Annotated in this window: 18 protein-coding genes and 1 riboswitch; of the genes, 3 read left to right on the forward strand and 15 right to left on the reverse strand. The window is 43.4% G+C overall.

Annotated elements, in window-relative coordinates:
* Positions 1-162: 162 nt before the first annotated feature.
* On the reverse strand, positions 163-639 hold the full coding sequence (locus SG35_RS29095) for a DM13 domain-containing protein (RefSeq protein WP_044832696.1): 477 nt from the start codon (positions 637-639) through the stop codon (positions 163-165).
* Positions 640-758: 119 nt separating this feature from the next.
* Entirely contained in the window at positions 759-953 is a 195-nt protein-coding gene (locus tag SG35_RS29100) for a DUF4177 domain-containing protein (protein ID WP_044832669.1), read from the reverse strand.
* Between the two features lie 402 nt (positions 954-1,355).
* Here SG35_RS29100 and SG35_RS29105 point away from each other — a divergent pair, with 402 nt between their 5' ends.
* Positions 1,356-2,006 (forward strand): TetR/AcrR family transcriptional regulator, encoded by a 651-nt coding sequence (locus tag SG35_RS29105; protein ID WP_044832670.1) that lies wholly within the window; start codon positions 1,356-1,358, stop codon positions 2,004-2,006.
* Positions 2,007-2,082: 76 nt separating this feature from the next.
* Positions 2,083-2,589, forward strand: a complete 507-nt coding sequence (locus tag SG35_RS29110; RefSeq protein WP_044832671.1) for an SRPBCC family protein — start codon at positions 2,083-2,085, stop codon at positions 2,587-2,589.
* A gap of 200 nt (positions 2,590-2,789) precedes the next feature.
* On the opposite strand, the gene SG35_RS29115 is transcribed toward SG35_RS29110, so the two are convergent.
* From SG35_RS29115 to SG35_RS29155, 9 genes are all read right to left on the reverse strand, one after another.
* On the reverse strand, positions 2,790-3,386 hold the full coding sequence (locus tag SG35_RS29115) for a nucleoside/nucleotide kinase family protein (RefSeq protein ID WP_337993204.1): 597 nt from the start codon (positions 3,384-3,386) through the stop codon (positions 2,790-2,792).
* A gap of 237 nt (positions 3,387-3,623) precedes the next feature.
* A complete protein-coding gene (locus SG35_RS29120) occupies positions 3,624-4,964 on the reverse strand; it encodes an N-acetylmuramoyl-L-alanine amidase (RefSeq protein WP_236702587.1) in 1,341 nt (446 codons plus the stop codon).
* A 20-nt stretch (positions 4,965-4,984) separates the two neighbouring features.
* Positions 4,985-5,440 carry a hypothetical protein gene (locus SG35_RS29125; protein ID WP_044832673.1) on the reverse strand — a complete coding sequence of 152 codons (456 nt, stop codon included), beginning with the start codon at positions 5,438-5,440 and terminating at the stop codon, positions 4,985-4,987.
* 64 nt (positions 5,441-5,504) lie between these two features.
* Positions 5,505-5,669: a hypothetical protein gene (locus SG35_RS29130; RefSeq protein WP_160298286.1), complete on the reverse strand. Its 165-nt coding sequence runs from the start codon at positions 5,667-5,669 to the stop codon at positions 5,505-5,507.
* Positions 5,670-5,789: 120 nt separating this feature from the next.
* Positions 5,790-6,509 (reverse strand): SDR family NAD(P)-dependent oxidoreductase, encoded by a 720-nt coding sequence (locus SG35_RS29135; RefSeq protein ID WP_084692715.1) that lies wholly within the window; start codon positions 6,507-6,509, stop codon positions 5,790-5,792.
* Positions 6,510-7,035: 526 nt separating this feature from the next.
* Entirely contained in the window at positions 7,036-7,728 is a 693-nt protein-coding gene (locus tag SG35_RS29140; RefSeq protein WP_044832675.1) for a UTRA domain-containing protein, read from the reverse strand.
* 1 nt (position 7,729) lies between these two features.
* A complete protein-coding gene (locus tag SG35_RS29145; protein ID WP_044832676.1) occupies positions 7,730-9,127 on the reverse strand; it encodes an FAD-dependent oxidoreductase in 1,398 nt (465 codons plus the stop codon).
* Positions 9,128-9,173: 46 nt separating this feature from the next.
* The gene (gene phnX / locus SG35_RS29150; RefSeq protein ID WP_044832677.1) at positions 9,174-9,983 is read right to left on the reverse strand and encodes a phosphonoacetaldehyde hydrolase; all 810 of its coding nucleotides are present in this window, start codon (positions 9,981-9,983) and stop codon (positions 9,174-9,176) included.
* Positions 9,984-10,088: 105 nt separating this feature from the next.
* Positions 10,089-12,947 (reverse strand): TonB-dependent receptor, encoded by a 2,859-nt coding sequence (locus tag SG35_RS29155; RefSeq protein ID WP_044832678.1) that lies wholly within the window; start codon positions 12,945-12,947, stop codon positions 10,089-10,091.
* A 238-nt stretch (positions 12,948-13,185) separates the two neighbouring features.
* Between SG35_RS29155 and SG35_RS29160 the strand changes: the two genes are divergently transcribed.
* Positions 13,186-13,872, forward strand: a complete 687-nt coding sequence (locus SG35_RS29160; RefSeq protein WP_053043006.1) for an ureidoglycolate lyase — start codon at positions 13,186-13,188, stop codon at positions 13,870-13,872.
* Positions 13,873-14,111: 239 nt separating this feature from the next.
* Here SG35_RS29160 and SG35_RS29165 read toward each other — a convergent pair whose 3' ends face one another.
* The 4 genes from SG35_RS29165 to SG35_RS29180 all read right to left on the reverse strand — a co-directional run bounded on the left by SG35_RS29165 (position 14,112) and on the right by SG35_RS29180 (position 20,913).
* On the reverse strand, positions 14,112-16,994 hold the full coding sequence (locus tag SG35_RS29165) for an Ig-like domain-containing protein (RefSeq protein WP_084692717.1): 2,883 nt from the start codon (positions 16,992-16,994) through the stop codon (positions 14,112-14,114).
* A 29-nt stretch (positions 16,995-17,023) separates the two neighbouring features.
* The gene (locus tag SG35_RS29170; RefSeq protein WP_044832679.1) at positions 17,024-17,380 is read right to left on the reverse strand and encodes a hypothetical protein; all 357 of its coding nucleotides are present in this window, start codon (positions 17,378-17,380) and stop codon (positions 17,024-17,026) included.
* Between the two features lie 11 nt (positions 17,381-17,391).
* Positions 17,392-20,214: a carboxypeptidase-like regulatory domain-containing protein gene (locus SG35_RS29175; protein ID WP_044832680.1), complete on the reverse strand. Its 2,823-nt coding sequence runs from the start codon at positions 20,212-20,214 to the stop codon at positions 17,392-17,394.
* A gap of 120 nt (positions 20,215-20,334) precedes the next feature.
* Entirely contained in the window at positions 20,335-20,913 is a 579-nt protein-coding gene (locus tag SG35_RS29180) for a hypothetical protein (RefSeq protein ID WP_044832681.1), read from the reverse strand.
* 56 nt (positions 20,914-20,969) lie between these two features.
* Positions 20,970-21,048: riboswitch (cyclic di-GMP riboswitch) on the reverse strand.
* Between the last annotated feature and the right edge of the window lie 1,135 nt (positions 21,049-22,183).

The raw sequence follows: 22,183 nt of genomic DNA on the forward strand, positions 1-22,183 counted from the left end.
CCGTAATTTCTTGCGCCTTTTGGCAACAAGCGACAGTATATTCAACTCGGTTTGTTTGATTTTGAGACTGTGATTTATGTTGCGTAACTGCCTATCACGACTACTCCTTATAAGAGCTAAGGATAGGCAGATGCACAGCCATTTCTTGCCGCATAACTTTAATTAACGGTATTTTGCTGATGTAATAAATTCACCGAAAGTTTCGCACCAAACAATAACCGTGTTGTACTTAGACGGATTAATATCGGGGGATACTTTCACGACAAAATTTTCAAAGGTTTTAACATCACCTACCTGTACCATAGTGGTTTTCAAGCGATTAAAGTCATCTTCTGTTTCCACGAACTTTGATGACAGATAGAGCTTATAGTCTGGACCAGGTGCGAGTTCCCCCATGAGTGTGATGAATTCTGAGCCAATAGCAACCTTGCCCTTACCCCAGTGAAGTGAATCACTGTCTTTAAGGTCTCTTTTGAACTCTGCAGAATATTGCGCTTTAGAGGATATTACTGATATTTCTGATGCTGTAGGAGAGGTGGGGGCTGTGATAATAGGAAGGACATAAATCCCTAGCGCAAATCCAATTGCTCCTACGAATAAGTGTGTCGCAATAAGCGTTATTAAGGTTTTTGCTTTCATTATCATCTCAATATAGCACTCATCGAATGCTCTGTTACCCAGGCTTGTACACAGGTCCAGCCAGCTTTGCCGGCCATCGCGGCTCGACTTATCAGGCGCATAAAAATACTATAGTTTGCCTAAACTTCTTTTTTCATAACTCCAGCGAATTCTAACCCGCCTTCGAGTTCACGAAAATCAACGTTTACAAGTTCCCACCCTTCATTGCCTAAAGCGTTAAGATAATTTTCTACATCTTCACGTTTTCTGCCTTTAAACAATCCGGCAGTTTCTACATCTTTTGAATCGACAACTTTATATTCAAATTTTTTCATACTTTATCCATTGGTCATTTTCGTCGAATGCCTAACAGCTTTTATTAACCGACAAAATGTCGTTATTAATTATGATATTTTGTCGCCTATACAACATTTATTCAAACGTTAATTAACCCAAATATCATATTAAATCGATGCCTTTGCTCATACTTTAAAATTTACTACCTAAATGAAAGTCGACTTTAATCCCTCAGATAAAGCCATTTTGGCAGACAATATTTATCCTATATAAATCAATAGTTCCTGTTCAGCAATGCTAAGTAACGTCATTAATACACTTTGCATGTTATAGAACAATGCCTGCGCCATATCTTTACCTTGCTAATATTACAACTTGACAAAAGACCGGTGGTCTCTTAACCTTTAAATAAGAGACCGTCGGTTACTTAAGTGGTATTTATGAATTGGCAGCGAGCAAGAACAGACGAAAAGAAGAATGAGAGAAAAGAAGCTATTTATGACGCGGCTTTGGCTCTGTTTAAAGAAAAAGGCTATGAAAAAGTTAGTTTCAACAAAATCGCTTCAGAGGCGGGTTTTACCAAGTCCAATATGTATCGGTACTTTAGCTCTAAAGAAGAAATTTTTTTGAATATCTTTGCAAGCCTTTTTGAAGCTTGGTTTGAGGACATTAGTCAGCGACTTAAAAAGCTCAATCAAGACGTGGAAGTTGAGCTTTTTGCAGAAAATTGGGTTGCGTCAAATATGTCTCATCCGCAATTTCTGGATCTGACACCGATACTTTTTTTGTCGCTCGAAAGCAATAGTTCTTACGAGCAGTTGCTGGAGTTCAAGCAACTTTCAATGAACTTACTTTATCAACTAGCTATTGAGATCGCCAGGGTATATCCGAACATCCAAGGTGAAAAGGCATTTCAGTTTTTAACGCTGAGTTTTGCCGCGACCGCTAATTATTGGGCGGCTGAATCCCACCAAAATGAGGCGCTGAATAAAATCTATCAACTCGAACCGTTTAAAGAGCTCAAACCAAACTTTGAAAAGAGCCTGAAGGCATCAGTTGAGGTAATTATTAAAGGATTGCAAGCCGTTTAGGAAAAACAAATATAACGCTAACCGCTACTCCAAAGCAGCGGCTAGAAAAGCATTAATTTGAAATAAGGTATTTTTTATGTCACATCACATTGAACAGACAATAAAAGTTAAGGTCCCGGCAGCGAAAATTTGGCAAGTCATGGGAGATTTCAGCAGCGTTGAAAAATTCGCTACAACAATAAAAACATCTCCAATAGTAAATGGTATTAATTCAGGGTTGGGAGCAAAGCGCTTATGTACTTTTAATGATGGCTCAAGCCTGGTTGAAGAAATTATTGAGTTCCAGGAAGGACAGGGGTTCAGAATGGAGCTTTCTGAGTTTTCGTTACCGTTAAAAAATATGTATGCCGAAATGCGTGTGAAAGAGATCGATGCCAACAGCAGCGAGCTCTACATGTCATCTGATTTTGTGGTGAAAGCGGGGCCATTGGGGTGGTTAATGGGGTTTTTAGTTATGGGACCAATGATGAAGGGCGTTTTCAAAAAGTTAATGAGTGGTTTAGCATATCACGCCGTAACTGGAGAGCGCATTGGCGAAAAATTACCGCCGAACGAAGAGCTAGCTAAAATAATGCTTAATTAGTTTATCATTAAACGAACTTGGCTCTAAGGGCCGAATTGTCGCAAGATTCCAAAGAAGCAGATGCCTTATATAAGAGAAAAATGATAGCGGCTCAGAAATATAGTCGCCGGCTATCATTTTTTCTTTAATATTCGGGTTACTCCAGGTCATTAAACACCTAACGTTCGCATAAACTTCGGCATAGGTTGAATTGAGGATGTTTATTGTTTTGTATTGTTTTTCAAGAAGTTGATAATTGATTTTGTCGTTGACTCAATTGATGCCACTTCTTGAATGATAAGGTCGCTATCTTCACGAACTTGATTGGTTGATTCTATATATATGTCTCGAAAATGATCGTCATACATGGATAAATACCTGGGAATCGTATTTAATGAATCACCGGAGGCATGTTTAATATGTCGCATAATTACACGGGACAGACAAACTTCCATAGGCAGATCTAGTAAAACCACGTAATCTATCAATGAAGCAATTGAATCTCTGCACCTGCCAAATGGCTCTTCGATAAAAATAAATGCGTTATTGCTCTTGGCTTTTAAATGACGAAGTGAATTGACAAATTTCGGAGTTTTGATCTCTGCTACATCAGCACCATGCTTAAACCATAGCTTCATATCATTTGGATAAGTATTTTCATCCGTATGATCATCAAAAAGTAAATACGGGCAAGAAAACTCTTTAGCCAATTGTTTAATTACCGACGTTTTACCACAACCAGAAACACCGCTTATTGCTATTACTTTCACTTTATCCATATTTATATATTTAGTGTATAACCCCTTAAAAATAGGAATGTTACTGCGCTTTTCCCGCTACGGCCAGCTGTAATACTTCCTTATTATTTTACTGGTTAGCTGCTTAGCCACCTGAGGATTTCGAAAATGTATTTTTCTGTTTGAATATTTTGGCCGCAGCGGCACTTTCCCCGTTTATAAACTCTGTTTTTGTAAAGCGTCCATTGATAATGGCACTGTGTTCAAAGCGCTTTTAGGTTGGATCAAATTTTAATCGCAAGATCAGCTGTCTCTGGATTATTCCGCTCGTGGTATTTTTAACGTTTGTCCAATTCTGATGGTATTTGAAGTGAGATTATTTATTCTTTTCAAATGCCCGACAGAAACCTTATAGCGATGCGCGACAACAGACAGTGATTCGCCTCGGTTGACTTTATGTACCCTCACGCTATTGGCAGCTAACAAAGTACCTTCAGACGGGCTACGGCTAAAATAACTATCTACCGCCGTATATATTGCTTTTGCTAACTTTTGTTGGTGGGCAGAACTGTTGAGATTCTTTTCATCTTTCGGATTAGAAATAAAACCGGTTTCGATTAATACCGATGGAATATCGGGTGCCTTAAGTACAGCCAAGCTTAATCCTTCCGGCTTTTTTTTATGAAGCTTAGTCACTTTTTTCAATTGCTTAAGAACATGTGTAGCAAATTCATAACTGCTTTTCATGGTATGTTCTTTTTTCATGTCCGCCAGGGTAATCGCCAGGTTTTTATCTTTGGTTTTTTTTATCGTCTCTCCTGCGCCCCCCAACAGCTCAGACTCTTTTTGACGATTGGCAATCAAACGGGCAAACTCAGAATTTGCCCTTCGTGGCGATTGTACTAATACCGAAGCGCCACTGGGTTTTGGCGAAGTAAATGCGTCAGCATGGATAGAAATTAATAAGTCGGCTTTATGCTTACGTGCTAATTTGGGTTTACGGTTATGAGCGACATAATAATCACCTTGACGGATCATCACCGCTTTCATGCCCGGATGGTTATTTATCAGTTTTGCTAACTTTTTCGCTATTTTTAAGGTGACACGTTTTTCATAACTGCCGTTGGCGCCTATAGAGCCCGGGTCATCTCCCCCATGGCCAGCAACTATGGCCACAACAATATCGCGATTGGTGTCAGCACTTTTATTGCTAACGACTTTACTGTCACGATTCTTATCATATAAATCGACAACCAGACGATTTCCATATTGGCCTATGGGCGCTAATGGAAAGACGGTTAATTGATAGTTATCTGCAAGCTCTAAAACGATACGTGTTGAATTTTTATTTTTTGGCTTACTCTTGCGTATTTTTTTTATTCGACGATCATCCTTAACCAGGTTCTGGAAGGAAATTAGTGAATTACTATCTTTAAAATCAATAACTAAGCGTTGCGGGGAAGATAGACTGAAATATTTATAATCAGGTTTTTTACTTAAGTCGAAAACCACACGGGTATTTTCCGGAGCAGGCCATACACGTATACCGTTAATGCTATTAGCTGCATGAACCTGGATAGAAATACACAGAGCAAAAAAGACGGCCAGTTGTTTCAGGGCATAACTAAAATTTATTTTGTTTTTGTAATTTGTAATCAACTTATTCCCTTAAATAAACATCAAAGTATAAGCGGCTTGGGTAGCGCTACTTCTCTTAAATTAGGTCGCTTATTTTCTAGTAGTGATGTTAATTCAAACCGCTTGAAATTACCGCAAAATACTAAAGAAGTCTTTTCCTTGTTTAGTGCATTGTAACCGCCAACAATTAAAGCTTTATCTATAAGTGATTTATTAAGGGTCAACATTGCTGAATAATAATCACCAATATAGCGGTCAGTTTCCAGATAATACAGTTCTATTTGAAAGAGTTCTGGAACATATGACGTTATGCCATTTAAAAAGAAATCTGTTTCCTTGATATCTTTGACAGGAAAATAGACTTCGTATGTCTTCATGTTTTTTCCTGCACCATTTTCAATTTCAACGGCAAAAGGAAGAAACGCTTTTTCTGTCAGCTCTCCACAAGCAAATACGTGCATTGCAAAGAAATATAAAATGAATACTGCAAATTTCAAATTATTCTCCAAAATGTATATGAATGATAAGGGCTTGCCAGCTAGTTACCGCATTAGGTTACAATTATTGCTTGCCTGCCATATGGAGTAAAAATAATGCGAAACCACCGAATAAAATAAGACCAACGACAACCATGATCGTTAACGTCTTCGATTCTCGCATAGAGTCTGTCAATTCTTTAGCTGGAGACAAGCCTAAAGCAATTAGGACATTTTCAATAATACTCAAAATTAACCTTCCTATTTATTGGCTAACGGTTAATTGCTGCGAAGAGCGCAGCGATTCTGATGGTTGAGCTTGTCAGCGGTACTCCCCCTGGACAGCTATTAAGGTTTTTACCAGATAAATTTACCAGGGAATAACGGTCTGAGTTTCAGAGTCAATAAAGCTGGCAGATGAAAATTCACCGGACTTGAATTTTTCTGCAACAGCGGCAATATTTTGCGCAGAAGTTTCCGTGCTGATCCCTTGAAACCCGGATAAACGTGTTTTAACTGATCCCGGATGTACTAAACCTAAAGTGATCTTGCGATCGATAAACTCCGGTGAAATCGCCAGACGCCTTACGACACTGTTCAATGCTGCCTTACTCGCGCCATAAAGTACGGAATCTGGAGAATCATTGAGCTCAATACTAGCCAAATGGCTGGTGATCATAACAATTAAAGGATTGGGCGAAGCTTCAAGAAAAGGAAACAGGGTTTTACTTAACAAAACCGGTGCAATGGTATTAGCCTGGAAAACATCTGACCACTCATTCATATTCATTTTATCAAATTTTGCCCCTTCAGACGCATCGCCTAGCGCAGCATTATTCACTAAAATATCAAGACTTTTGGCAGGGAAAACTTCGGCTATTCTTTCTATTTGTCTTGAGTCGTTGAGCGTTAAAGCTATAACATTTTCGGGGTTACCACCAAAACTTAACATTTGCTCACGCATTGATGTCAATTGCTCATCTCTACATGTGCAAATCACCTCACACCCCAGAGAAATATAATGTTTTGTCAATGCCAGACCAATACCTCGGTTAGCCCCCGTTATTAATACTGTAAGCTTTCTGCTCATAATTTACCTCTTTGTACTGACGCTGATATCGCAATAAGTTTCAGAGTATTTGTCTTGTTAGATATTCAAATACACAAAAGCACCCAGTGCAGCGATAACCAAAACATAAAAAAGATTGCGTTTATTTTATTACTGGTTTTCTGGCTCAATAACTCATGAATAATTTCATCTTCGGGCACCGCTTTTAGAGCTTTTAATGTTGCGCCTTTTTGACCATATTCTGGCTTTAAAGAAATTTCCTTTTTTAAATAAATCTTGAGAAGTCAACTATGCTCCCTAAATTCCTAACTATTGAGCATTTCATAAAATGTAAAATATACACTTTATACTCCTATATCAATCCATCTGCTGATATTTCTAATATTAAGAAAATGAACGGGATACGATATTTTTCCGTCTAACAATACTTTTATTTAAATATTTTTCGTAGGGATTATCACTATTGATATGAATGCGGTGCCTTGTGGGGATAAATTCGTGTTCGCTTGGTATAGAGTGTCATTGATTCATATGTTCACTTTTGTGATTAATTACTTTGTACCCGCATTTCAATAGCGCTATGCAGCCAATATTCAATATTGTAATCCACTAGCTCTTGTTGCTCGTTGAAGCGTTTTCTTATGATTTTTAAGCAGGCGGCGCCGCCGTTTAAGTTAAGCTGCTCGGCTTTATTATCGGGCAGGGCGGTGACGATAATGTCACTTTGCTCGTGGCTGACTTTGACTTGATAATCATCCTGAAAAATGGTGGTGATCGAGCTGTCCAGGGCTTTTTCAGTCAGGCCGGGAAACTGCTGCACCGGACAATAAATTTCTTCAACCATTACCGGACGATCATCGAGATAGCGGATACGGTATATTTCATAAAAATCGCTTTGCTTATCGAGGGTAAAGGCCTGACAAATCTCATTGCTGGCCCGGGTTTGCTTGCAGGTTAGCAATTCTGTTTTCGCTTTGAGCCCCTGGTTTTTTGCCAATTGATAAAAGTTAACTTTTTGAATGGGATCCCACAACAGGCGCTTCGGGCATAAAAACCATCCGATGCGGTTTTGCCGGTAGATCACCCCCTCGGCTTCAAGGCGCATTAAGGCCTCGCGTACCGTTACCCGGGTGGAATTAAACTGCTGTTGCAGTTGTCTTTCCGAGGGGAGTTTTCCCGGAGTATCACTTGAAAAAGTCAGGTCGGCTAAGGCCTCTTTAATCGTTTGGTATAATGACATGCTAATTATTCTTATCTGCTTTGCCGGCACTGGCGGCAAGTTTGGTCAGCTGGCAGTCTAACCAGTATGGCGGTTGTTCCTGATCTTCCATATGCTCTTTGCGCTTTACTGCTGCTTTGACCATATTGGCTCCTAAGCTTCTTACCGGCTCGGGAGGGAAATGTGCCAACGGGCCCCGGGCCATAGGCGAGCGGGAGTTGTTATTTTTCAAGTCTAACACTAAAGAACTTAAGAAATCACCACCTAAAAAGCTTTGTACCACGCCGTTGCCGGAATAACCTAAGCCATAGAAAATGTTAGGGTTATCCTTTAGCGCGCCAAAAAAGGGCAAGCCGGTGGCGGAGCGATCCGAAGCGCCGGTCCAGTTGCGGGCAAACTTTGCCGGCAATTCAGGGAAAAATGAGCTAAAAGCCTGTTTTAATTGTCTTTGATAACGCGAAGCTTGATTGAACAAGGGGCGCATCTTATTGCCGTAAGAAAAGTAATTACCGCCTTTGCCCAGCATCAAACGCCCCTCTGGCGTGGTGCGGTAGTAATGGACAAAAATTCGGCTGTCTGCCACCGCCATGCCATGATTAAGGCCTAGTGTCGCCAAAAGCTCCGGCATAGGCTCAGTGATCAGCATATCTGAAGACACCAATACTATGCTGCGCTTGAGCTCTTTAATTATTGCCGGGGTCCAGGCATTGGTGGCTAACACGCACTTCTTACAGCGGATGCTGCCAAAAGGGGTGCTTAATACAACAGGGTTAGATCTGTGTAGCTGAGTTAACGGGGTATGCTGGTATATTTTAACCCCCAAGGACAGCGCCACTTTTACCAGTCCCATTACTAACTTGCCCGGGTGCAAACTGCCTGCTGCCGGGTTGAAGATAGCGTCGATATTTTTTGCTGAGCCGCCCATCAGTTGTTTGTGGTCATTTTTTTGCCAGCCGCTCACCCGGTTTTGCTGTAAAAAAGCGTATAAGTCGTTTAATTGCTTTACCTGGCAGGAGTTGGTGGCGGTGTATAAACTGCCGTCAATGCGAATATCGGCATTTATGCCGTACTGCAGGCAGAAACGCCCGATGTCAAACACCGCCTGCTCGGAAAGTTTGATCAACCTTATCGCCTCTGCGTGACCATAGTGTTTTGCCAGCGAGGCATATTTGGTGGAAAAGGTCAGCATGCAGCCGCCGTTTCGCCCCGAGGCTCCCTGGCCGCAGCGGTCTTTTTCTATGATCACTACTTGGCTGTCGGGGGATTGCTGTTTGATTTTTATTGCTGTCCATAAACCGGTAAAACCGCCGCCGACGATGGCGATGTCGGCGGTGATATTGCCGTTAACGGCGGGCAAGTCAAATTCACCTTGTTCGGCTACGGCCTGATCAAACCAAAAAGGCTGAAAGACATTTGTCATTTGCTTACTTCCCGAATGTTATTGCTTATGATGTGCTGCAAAGCGCTTATGGGCGTTCGCCGCGGGCGCGTCTGGCCATGATTTCCTGTACCACTAAGGTGGCATCGGCGAGTGAGTCCACCACATAATGGGCGCCAGCCTGATATAAGGTGCTGTAGGCCTGGCTGATGAGTTCTGCCTGCTGATCCAGGGTTAATGCCTGCCATTCCTGCTCGGTTAAGCCGATGGCGTTACCGGTCACGGCAATGCCGACACTCCACATACCGGCGGTTAAACCTTCGGTGATCCCCGGGGCGGAATCGTCAAATTTGATGCAGTTGGCGACATCTTTTACCCCAAGTTCAATCACGTTTTGCAGCGCCATCCAGGGACCGGGGCGGGAGCCTGGGGCTAAATCATCGCTGGCGACATAGCTGTCGGGTTTGTAACCAAAATCGGCGGCGACCGGCACTAAAGCTTCCATGACTGCCCTGGGGTAGCCGGAGCAGGAGCCGATTTTAATGTTTTGGCTGGTCAGCCACTCAAGGGTTTCCAATACCCCGGCAATCGGCTCGGCATGTTCTACTACCTTGGCGATTTGCAGCGGCATAAAGGTTTTATAAATCTGATCTACGGTGTTATCCGTCATGCTCTGGCCGAACCGGGCACGCCAGCGGGCATCTACTTGGGGCAACAAACCTAAGGTTTTGATGTGATCCCATTTGCCCATGCCCATGGGAATACGGGCTTCGCTCAGGCTGATGTCGAAGTTGAACGCCTGTTTGAAGGCCTCGACAAAAATGCTGGTGGGGGCAACCGAGCCGTAGTCAACCACGGTACCGGCCCAATCTAAAATAACGGCTTCAATCTTGTTCATGTTTACTCCTGGTAATCATCTGGAAAATTTGTCTGGGAAAATAACCGGCTCAACCATTTACAGGTAAAGGCAAAGCCGGTGTTATTGGTTAGAGTGAGGCAATGGCTAGAAAAAGTCGTATTTAATGCCTATTTGTCCGCGCAGGCCGTAGTATTCAATCTGGTTGGGACGCTGCGCTGACCCTGTGTAATATTCCAGCGGCTCGTCGGTGAGGTTGTTGAGCTCCAGATACACCATGGCATTGTCGGTCAGGTAATAGGAGGCAGTGGCGTCAACACTGGTGTAGTCACCATAGTAGGTATCTAAGTCGGCATTGCTGCCGTGATCTTCAATATATTCCCCTTTATGGTTGACGGCGACACGGGCGCTAAAATTGTTGTTGTCAAAGTAAAAGGCGAAGTTATAAAGCTCATCTGCCTGGCGGGAGATTTTCACTTTATCGTCACGGCCGGGGATATCCATTTCTGAGTCCATCAGCGTGAAGTTAAAGCTAAAGCCAAAGTTTTCCATCGCCGGGGAAATAAAACCTAAGCTGGTGTTGGTGGCAAACTCGATGCCGTGCAGCCAGGCATCGTCGCCGTTGAGCGGGCTTTTCACCGTCACCGACTGGTCACGGTAGCTGCCCTGGTAGGTTTGTGAAAATACCGGGTCGGTGATTTGCTTATAGAAATAGCCGACGGAGAACATACCGGCATTATCGAAATAGTGCTCGTACATTAAATCAAAGTTGTTGGAATAGGTGGGGTCCAGTTCCGGGTTGCCCGACTTCAACTGGTTTTCCATTTCCAGATATGTGGCCCCCGGCGATAACTGGCCAAAGTCCGGACGGGCGAAGGTGCGGGTTAACGCCATTCTTACCTGGCGTAAATCATCAAGCTCATAGGTGAGATGCAGCGAAGGTAATACCGACCAGTATTTTTTACTGCCTTTTTCCGGCTCGACGCTGGTGCCGCTGTCATTTTCTACTGCAACATAGCCGTCAACTTCGGTGTCGGTATGGGTGGCCCGGATCCCGCCTAACAGGGTGAGTTCGTCACTTAACTGGTAGGTGGCCATGCCGTAAAGTGAGGTGTGGCTTTCAGTTAAGTCAAAATTGCGGTTTAAGCCGCCGCCGTTCTCAACGGTTTGTGAGTCGCCCGGCAAAAAGGTGAGTTTGTGTTGGTTTTGTTGCCACCAGCGCTTTAAGTCGTTGACCGGGATCACCTGGGAGAAATGCTGGTGGTAACTGAGCGGCATATCGCCGTCGAGGTAATCGCTACGTCCCGGCTGGTCTTTTAACTCAACCCCCAAGTCATCGGCGATATCTGCCATGGTCGGTGTCGGGCCGTATTCGGCTTCATTCCAGCCGTAGAACTTATCGTAAAAGCTGGCGTTGCGCTCTTTTTCACGGTATTTAAAGCCGGTTTTTAATTCCAGCTGTGCGTTATAGGCATGGGTTAAATCCAATTGCAGTACGATTTTGTCACGCTCTTTAACATCTATGCCGTATAACTCGACATCGGCCAATACCGCCTGCTGCGGGTCCATGACCCAGTCGTCCGACAAATGGCTGCCGATTTCACGGCCGGGATCTGTGCCGCCGTCTATGGTGTTATACACCAGGGAGCTGCCGGTGTCACTGCCGTTACGCTGGCCGACTTCATCATCAAATTCCACCGCTTGTTTAAATTTAACCACGTAATAGGCATTGTCTTCCTTGTTAGGAATATCGCCGTATTTAAAGGTATTTTCATAGGTGCTTAATTGCCAGTTGAGCTGGGTGTTTAAGTCAAGATCATGCTCGCCGCCGATTTGAAAACCGTGCATTTCGGTGATCAGCTCATTGTAGATTTCCTGTAGCTCCACCCGGTTTTTATTAAAGCGGATACGGTGTTTGTAATGGGTTTCTTCATCGCTGAGGGTGCCGTACATGGCTTTGGCGAATACCAGGCCGTTATCGAGCAGGTATTCCGCCGAGGCATTTAAGCCATAGGTGGTGCGGGTGCCGGTATAGTCGCGCAGCTCCAGGCGGTGAACACCGGCGATACCGTCGTCGTCAATGGCGCGGCGTGGCTCATAGTTATCCGTGGCCCAGTCTCGCTCCCAGGCGGTGGCGTTGACCAGGTAACCAAAACGCCCGTCTGCCGAGCGGTCGCCGTATAAAACATTAAACGACTGGCTGCCGCCTTGTGCTTTTTCCGAGTCGCCGGCGGCGATATTGATGGTAAAGATTTGCTCGTCCGGAGCCCGGCTGGTGATAAAGTTAACATTACCGCCGATGGCATCACCTTCCATATCCGGGGTAATGGCTTTGGAGACTTCCACCATTTCGATCATATCGGTGGGGAAAAAGTCAAAGGCGACCGCGCGGCTGGTGGTTTCTTCTTCCGCTGTGGGCAGGCGATCGCCGTTAATGCTGGTGGAGTTCCACTGCGCCGGCAGGCCGCGTACCGCGACAAAACGTCCTTCCCCCTGGTCCCGCTCAATGGAGATGCCCGGCATGCGTTGCACCGCCTCGGCGGCATTGCGGTCGGGCAGTTTACCTATACCGTCGGCAGATAAGATATTTTTGATATTGTGTGCTTCTTTTTGCATATTCATGGCGAGCATGTTGCCGCGATGCATATAACCCAGGGCTACCACTTCTTCAATGGCTTGTTCTTCCTGTAAAGAGTCTGCGGCATAGCTTAGCTGCAGAGCGCCGAGATTGACTTCCTGGTTGTCGGTGACGTTAATCATCACTTCTTTGGGCTGGTAACCCAGATAATCAATTTTTAGGGTATGCTGTCCGGGAGGTAAACGGCTAAGATTAAATTTCCCCTGCTTGTCAGAAGCGGTGACAAAATTGGCGCCAACAATAGAGATCTTAGCCCCGGATAATTTACCAGAAGCATCACTAATTTCACCTATCACCGACCCGTCGGCAAACGCATTTATGCTGGTTATTGCCATGATGGCTGCCGCAACTGGCTTGAGCTTTATCATTTTATGACCCTTATGTTTATGTTGGCACTTAACTTGTGAATGACTGAGTTGTTTAGGTTTTTTCTGGTATCTTTCTTTTGGTCTATACCAGTGTTTTTTATAATGTTAGACTGAGGAAATGACAGTTTGGTTACAGTCAAATGAAGGAAATAATAAGAAATTATTAATTGGTATATACCAGCTTGATTCGATAAAAACAGCCGGTAAACTAGCGGAAAAACTCACTGGAATCCCTGTAATGAAAAAAGACTCAAGCATTGCCGAACCCTGTATCACCTTTGATCACATGCCTTCAATCCAGCAAAGCAATATCAGGCTGCACAAGGTGGAGGTTATTCGTGCCACCCAGGCAAATTTTGCCCCATTCGGCCGTTTGGTTAAAAGCTATGATAACGAGCAAGTGATCATTGAAACCTGGCCTGCGCCCGGCTGGCGTATGGTTGAACAAGGCACGGGCAATGAAGGAGGCATCACCGAAGGCCGGTTTATTTTCGAGCGCAAAGGAGGCTTGATGCTGGCGCGAAATCATGCGGTAGACGGCAATTATATCTCCGGCTGGTTTGCCGATCCGGCAACAGCATCCGAGTCGCAAACCGATGTTGATTACAGCCGGATACTGATCAGGGAGGCTAACTATCACCCGGACGGCGGCCAGGTATTTTATCCCGTCGATGGCACCCCTTTTATTGCCTTGTTGGCGTTGCCGGGGGATGATATTTCTCCGGATGACTTTGTCGGCTTTTATTGTGACGGCAGCTTCGGTATTCAGATTTTACCGAATATCTGGCACCAGCCGATATTTCCCCTGGCGGCAAATGCGCATTTTCAGGGCAAACAGGGCAAGGTACATGCCTGTATTGCTTGTGACTTTGTTGAAGAGTTTGGTTGTTATTTAAGCTTAGAGATGACAGTACCCAGTGAATGAAATTAAAGCAAACAATAATGAATGAGGCAAGGGGAGTATCATAGAGCAAGTATTACGAGTGTTCGTTTTTTGGGCTGGCAAGTGTGCTTCACTTTACATGAATATTGGGTGCTTCCTGGTTTGTTAAGATAATCGAATTTGAGCTGTTATATAAAAGTGATCCCAAGTAATCTGTAGGTTTGAATAATAGCGATCCCCCGGCATAGCACCGGGGGTAATTAACTCTTTAAATAGTAAAGTTATTGAGCAGTAAAGCCAAAAATGGCTCCATCTGCCCAATTGCGAAAGATACCTTCAGGAATGCCGCCATTACTAAAGTCATCCTGCGCATCTGCTCCACTGCCCAGATTACCTCCGTTCCAATAACCTACTGTGCCTGCTTGGCCAGGCAAGTCTGTGAAGATAATTTTGCTCGTCACTTCCGGGGTAATTGCTAACACGACGGCACCTCTGCTTAAATCCGGAGTTAAAGTGTCATCATCATAGCCTATATGGGTAAATGTCTGATTTCTAAAATCACCAAAAGTACCATTTAAGATAAAGTTATCCTCGTTTGTGGTTTGCCAGTTTGGGTTACGACTTACTTCATCCCCGGGGAATACAGCCCGCACCAGGCTAGCCAAAACCGGATCCGTCGGACTTCCTATTGTGTCATATCCTGTCACCAATAAGTTGCCGCCTCCCTGAATATAAGCTTCAAGGCTATCGGCAACATTTTGCGGTGTACTATTACCTTCGCCTGCGCCACGAGCTCCCCAGACAACGAGATCGAATTGGTTTAAAAGAGTGGTATTAAGCAGGTTTGCATGATTATTTTCCCATTCGTTATTGATCACGGTTACCTGGTGGCCATCGTTAAGTAGCACAGTTACAGCACCGTCAAATCCTCCCTGGTCTTCAATTAAAAGAATCCCTTTTCTGGCTCTAAGCTCAATATTCCCCACATCGGTAATTCCCCCGCGGACAAAGGGAATAGGTGTACTGCTACCGTGAATAAATTTTCCAGGAGAAGCTTCAAATAGAGCATTGACTACGATATCGCCAAAAATAGTAGGGACGTTGTCAATGGAAAAACTGCCATCTTGACCTGTTGTTGCCTGTAAAGAGGGAGCTACAGCTAAGAGCTCATTTTCACAGAAGCTTTCTACTTCTACCACTTCCGATGTATCCGGATCTAAAATAAAGTTATCTTCACATTGAAAAGTGATCACTGGCAGTTGATTGACTAAAGGTAATGCCGTAGGGAGCCCGGCAGCGTCAAGTGATGTAAACTCAAGCTCAATCCTTGTAAATAAATTTTCATCATCTTCTCCCATAAAGAAGTTTGTTACCGGGTTTTCGCCTTCTAGGCTGAAAGTAAAACCATCGGCTGTAGTGCCGGATAAGGTTATTGCAACAGTGGACATTTGAAGGTTGGCGATCAGCTGACCTGAAAGATCAACAGGACCTGCCGGGGCCAGATCGACAGCCTGATCTGATAATGTCAGGCTACCCGGTGAAAATAACATAGTTCCATTGATATCTATAGCCACCTGCTCAGTTTCTGAATCATTAACAATAGGTCCATATAACAGTTGACTGTCAGCGGTTTCAACTAAATGGTTAGCTAATGGGATTAATGCCGTAGCACCTTCAACAGGATTAGCACTTTCGTCTATAACAACACCAACAACGGTTGTTAATGGGTCTGGGATCAGAAGTAATTCAAGTGCTGTTTCAGCTGCATTATCATTGGTATCAATAGCACCTGCTGTTAGTTCAAATGAGTTTCCTAAAGTAGGTACCTGTATAGCAAACTCGAAAGGCGGGGTTTCGTCAACCTCGAATATACCAGCATCCTGTGAAAATAAGGTAACACTTGTTATCAAGCCATCATCGGTGGCATCAACTAGCACGTTAATATTATCTCCTTTGACTAGTTCCTGCCCGGTGACCAGGTTGGTAAAGGCAACTTCAGGGGAGGTCAAATCCGGCACTAAAGGATCATTGCCTAACGCAATTTCCTGGCCGTCAGTCAGGCCGTCATTATCAGAGTCCGGATTATTGGGATCGGTAAACAATACCACTTCATCGATATTATTAAGACTATCGCCGTCATCGTCACTAAATGGATTCGCCCCGGTTGTACTTCCCGATAGAGCGACTTCGATGCCATCGCTTAGGCCATCATTATCACTGTCCGGATCCAGCACATTGATAATACCGTCTCCGTCAAAATCACCAATGGGCTCATTACCGTCGGATACACCATCCAAATCGGAATCGGGAGATAAGGGATTTGAGCCTAATGTTACCTCAGCACCGTCAGATAAACCATCGCCATCAGTATCTGGGTTATTGATTAAGCTGCCTTGTGCGAATTCTTGTAAATTAGTTAATCCATCGCCATCGGGATCCAAAGAAGCATCGCCGGAGTCGGCTGGATTTAAGCCAAAAAGTACTTCGTAGTCATTAGGTAAACCATCTCCGTCGCTATCATTACTACCGCTGACAGTAACACTCTTTGCCGCAAAAACACCACTGTTAAGAATGCTGATAAAAGCGGTACCACTTTGATTTCCTGCTGTGACTAACCCATTGTTATCAACACTGGCAATAGAGGTGTTACTGCTGGTATAGGTTGTTCCTTGCATTTCCTGGCTGACATCCAGGGTGCTGCCGTCTGAGAGTTCAGCCAGCACAAGCAGCTGGACGGTTGAGCCTGCTTCTCCTATTATGCCACCGCCTGTGACGCTCAGTGACTCAACACTTGGCGGGATAGGTCCCAATCTGATGTTTCCGAGTGAAACAGGACTGCCTTGTGATAATTGAAAGAAGTCGGATAAGCCGCCATAAACCAACAGCTCATTTTGACATAAAACCTGTGCTCTTAATAAAGCAGGTCCTGCCGGAACATTCGGTACATTATAAGTGCCATCGGGATTCACTCTTGCCGTGCGATTGGCAATGCTGACTGTACAGTTTTCATCCAGAACGGCAAAGTTTATCGGAACAGGTTCAAAATCTTCCAATAAAAATTGATGATGGGTTTGGCTTGCTTGACTCGCCCAAGAAATCAGGGATAAACCTATGATTAAAAATAATAGGCTTTTTGAGCTCTGCATTATCTCTTTTCTATTCATTTGAATTTCCTCATTGCGATTCTGAGCATTTACTGGCCTAGTACCGCTTGAATGGTTTCTCCTGTAACCGAATCGATGACGACTTTAAATCCTTGTCCTTTTTTACGACTATTCACATCTAATGAACTGAACCAAATAATCCAATGGTTGTTTTTAAGTTTTGTGGTAATTTTTTGATTCTCAGTCGAGTAACCTGCTTTAGTGGCAGCCTGTTGTGCAAGGGCTATCGCATCGGCTTTACAACCGATTTTCAGCTTCTCTTTTTTGGCCATAGGAATATCCAAGGTTGATATCGCATAAGGTGGTTTATTTATGCTCCATAAGATCACGCTAAAAATTAAAAGACCTATATAATGCAATGTCTTTATTATAATGCTGTTATTCATTGGATGTTTCCTCAATCGCCACATGATGTCGGTGAAGTCAAATCACCTCTTGAACCAAGATCGTCAACAGTACCATCAACGTTTACACGGTAAATTCGATCATTGCTTATGATATAACAGGGAACTCCTTGAGGGATTGTTGTATCAATGTCGCCTTGTGATGGCTCCTGAGCATAAATCGAGGCATCAGTATTGGGATGCGTATGAAAGCCGCCGATAGTACCTGCGGGTTGAGGACCCGGGGTTATTGAGTCACCATCACCCAAGGGCCAGGGGTCTATCGTTATTGAGCCATCAGGATGCTGGACAATCCATCCCCCCTGCTCATGCCTGCCCGGATTATCTTCGGCTAGTCCTCCGCCTGGATTTGAGTTGGTCCAGGCATCTCGAAATGCCTGGCGCAAATCATTATTTTTCAGGGGATCGTCGCAGTTGTCTGTTTCTTCCGTTGGCGGTGGTGGTGGACAATCAAAAAACCAACCTGATTTGCGGATACCACTACCGGGATCAGAAACTATGGTCGCGCCATCGGTTTGCACTGTGCCGGTACCAACACTGACAAATTGCTGTAGATCATGATCAAAGCTAAACATATTAACGATTTGATTTGGGGGAAGACCTAATGAGTTGGGGACGGTCAATTGAACCGGTGGATCAAAAAATACTCCGGCAGGCTGCAATGTTCCAACCCAAGGAGGAGCTGCACCACCAGAAGGCGGCATAGGGACCTGATCATTACTGACTTGAGTCACCCCCATTGCCCCCGTTGTTGAGCCGTCGGGAAATGTTGCCGAATTTGCAAAAATTTTCATGGCGAAGCCTTCGACTCCTTCCATGGTCAGGACGACGTCTTCGTTGCCGCCAACCGTTTGAAAATTCGTTGCATCAAGTTCAGGTAAAAATACTGGATTACCAAGGGAATTATCGATCCCAGAGATAACATTGATGACATATTCCAATGTCGGCCAACGGCCGCTTCTGGTGGTGGTAGAGCCATCGACAAGCAATAAACCACTGCCGATAGGCACCCCCTCCAAGGCAAAAAGGCCGTTTGTATCGGTTACTGTCTCAATCAGCGGGTCGGTATTTTCAATTTGAACCGTGGCATTAGGTACCGGTATATTTTCTGTATCCAATACAACGCCAATAAAACGGGTATCGGCTTCGATGCCGGTCAGAACCGCCGTAGCAATAAAGCTGACGTTTTGAGCTAATCCATCGAATGTTGCTGAGACACTATTATTATTAATTCCTGGCGTATCTCCCAGAGTTAAAATCGCAGCTGCACGTCCATCTGCATTGGTATTGACCGTTAACGAGGTTGCTCCTGTCAGGTTTCCGTTACCTAAACCAATTTCAAATGTTACCGGTTGATCAATGCAAAAATTCCCGCCATCATCAAATGCGACAACTTCTAGGGGATTAGCCAGAGCAGTGCTGACTCCTCCCACCTGGTTTTCACCCGATAAAGCTAATAACTGGCTGCAGGCACTGGGATTAGCAGAGGCAAAGAACTGTAACGGAGCAGAAAAGCCTATCCCGCTAACTTCGAGGCTATTGTTACCAACACCAACACGGTTACCTAAAGTCCAATCAAGTGCAACCATACCTTCACTATCCGTCAGTAAATTATGGACTAACTGATTATTGCTGATCGCAGAGCCTGCCGGTTTAATCAATCCGGTATTACTTGTAACTTCAAATTGCAGCAAGGTTTCGGCTAATGGTACACCTGCGGCATCTACTGCACGGACAGTAACCGGTTGAGAGAGTATTTGGTTAATTTCACCCGTTTGATTATTGCCGGTAACAGTTTGTAATTGCTTTCCTATAAGCTCTTGTCTGGTCACATTTACTTGTGCTGGCGTACTTTCATTGCCTGCCGTATCTCTGGCCACAACGGTGATTTCATTTAATCCGGGGACGATCGGGAAGTTGACGATTTGGAAGCTGCGGTTAACTACGCTTGCTACAATACTGCCGGTACGCCCAGTAACAGTAACTTGACAATTTTCTTCATTCACCGTACCCGTGACAATATCATTTACATTTCCAGAAACTTGGATGGTATCGGTTGTGACAACTTGATTGTTTTGAGGGTTTGAAAAACCGACGGTGGGCGGAGTACTATCTTTAAGTACCATTACATTGGCAGTGCCAAGCCCGCCGGTAGTATTTCTTGCAACCGCAGTTAAAGTGTTATTGCCCTCTATTAATGGTATAGGAGCAGAAGAATAGCTGTTTTCCTGTAACGTGGCAGGGAAGCCATTGACTTCTATAGATTCTACTGAAGTTCCAAAAGTACCAGTAACAACAAGGCTATCTTGGCTGGTCAGAAAACCCGAAACAGGGCTGGTGATGCTGATATCCAAAATATCAGGTGTTAAAGGCGATTCAAAAAATGTGCTGGTGTTAAAATTAAACCGTACTCGTGTTGGGTTTGAAAAAATGACGGGGTTACTCAATTGGTCTCCCGGCTCAAAGATTGGGGTATCAAAACGGAAAAAACCTGCCCCCAAATCACTGTTATCGAGATCGTTCACCACAGTAACCGCCGAATCGGTAATATCTGATATCGCTAAATAAATAGGTCCCGGATAAGACTCGCCGGCATTGTTTGTGATAGTTGCGCTGTAAGTGATCTCTCCTGTACGGCGATTAAACTGGCCAGCGGTTAAACTGACATTAAGGTTATTAATTTGTGTGAGGTCTTCTAAATGAATACTATCTGTTGAGTGAACTGTATTGACATGGAAAAATAAAGCTAAAAAAAAACATAATAACATGACTGTTTTCACAGCCCGAAGTTGTTTAAATTCCTGTTTATATACCATGGAATTTCTCCTTACGAGTGTGGAGTGTGTCTTTTTGAATCAAGACGGCCAAAGAAAGCTTGCCTGCATTTGAATATGAACTAACAGGCTTTTTAATGTATTAATCGAACATGTTTATTTTTAGCTGGGCTTTTTTCTTCGTATTGCTTTTAAAGCCATTAATGCCGCTAATAACAAACAGATGGTTGAAGGTTCTGAAACCGATACCAGTTGTACATTCTCAATAACAAGAGAGGAATCAAAGCTGGTATCTGTAAAGCCTGCATTTAGTTCAAACTGCAACCCCAGTGTTAATGCAGTCAAAGGAGTTAGATTAAATGAAACAGTACCGGCACTAGAGGTATCAATGAAAAATTCGAAATTAGGGCCTAGACTCAAACCTGTTGTCGCATCACTGATAAATGCCCCGAATTCATTATCCTCATCCGCAGCTTCAGTAAAATCATAATCGAATCTAAGTAACGTATTCTCCTCGGGTATAATAACATTGGGATCACCTAACCCCGGATCATTAGAAAGTAATACCGAAAACAGGGCTGGGTCTTCTGTCAGTGTTGCCATAGAGCCATCGGCAGATACCGCCACAGATGGATCAGCAAAAAAATCATTCAGGTCAATAAACATAATTGCAGCATGCGTTATGCTCGAAAGCATCAGCCCAGTAAAGAACAGTAAAGTCATATGCGTTTTTCTAATCATACATCCCCCTTCATATACACAGATTATTAATTAAACTTGATGACTCATTTAGCCATCTGCGCAATCCGGTTTTGCTGTAGAAAAGGATCCGTGATTTTCCGTCCCTGCTTTACAGCAGGTTTGGCGACTGCAACCACCACTTATATAACAATTTGAAACTAAAGCCTTAAATCATAAAGTCATGTTGATTGAGAATTAAATTCACTGATTGAGTTGGGAAAAATACCAAGTCAATCTCACCTCTAAAAACACGGTCTTGATATCCTATTTATTCGAAATAAATAGCCCAAGCATATTTTTTAAAGATCCATATATGATCTAAAAATTTCCCGCTGACAGTAGGCAAGCATCACGCCATTATTGGCTAGGTTGAAAAAGCGGTTTTGTTGGATAACTAAATAAATCATCTCAAGTAAACTTTGATGAAAATAAAAATACAGGTGACGGAAACAATCAGCTAAGATAACTAATTTATAATGTTACAATTAATTGTTAATCCGCTTTCATCTCGTTGAGATTGTGCAAGATATTTTAATATTGAAAGTGATTGATAAGCGAACTGATAATGCACATTGAATTCAGCGTGTAGGTGGTTTTTTGTTGGCAATTTGTGGGTTTCAAAGACAAAATTATTGATGTTTGGCTTTGGTAATCCTGAGTTTAGTAAAAATTGTAACCTTATCATGGACTCCGTTTTAATATGGACTTTGGCCCAAAGAATTTTATTGTCAAATATAGTCAAGTTCCTAGATATTGTATCTTTGCAAAAATATTATAATTCAGTGCAGTAACTTTAATTAGTCAATTTTTTTTACATTTTTTCGGGGGAGCTTTTAAACTAACTACCTAAATCTATAAACATTTCTGATTTAGCCTTTTAAAATTCTCTAACTATCTAAAAGACATTATCATCTAAGATATTAGATATTATGAATATTTATTGTTTTCCGATTTCCTGCAATTATTACTCTTTTTCTGTCAATATCTTTTACAAATATTAAGGAAACAATAGTGTTTCTATATCAAATTAGATGATGGTATACGGCGGTTTTCAATGCTCGGTATTTGCCATTGATATGGCGCCTTATGTGGTGATATCGATGTGCGGCCTTAATGGATATATTGTTCGAAAAGTCAGTAAAGAAGATAAGTGGCAGGGCAGATTTTGGGAGGGCCTGCTTAAATATCAAGACTTGCCTTATGGGGGTTAAGGTGTGATGATTGGAGTAAAATTGAGCAACTTGATGAAAAGTTTGTAAAAATTCGCGTA

This window comes from Thalassomonas actiniarum, from assembly GCF_000948975.2.
Classification (GTDB): Bacteria; Pseudomonadota; Gammaproteobacteria; order Enterobacterales; family Alteromonadaceae; genus Thalassomonas; species Thalassomonas actiniarum.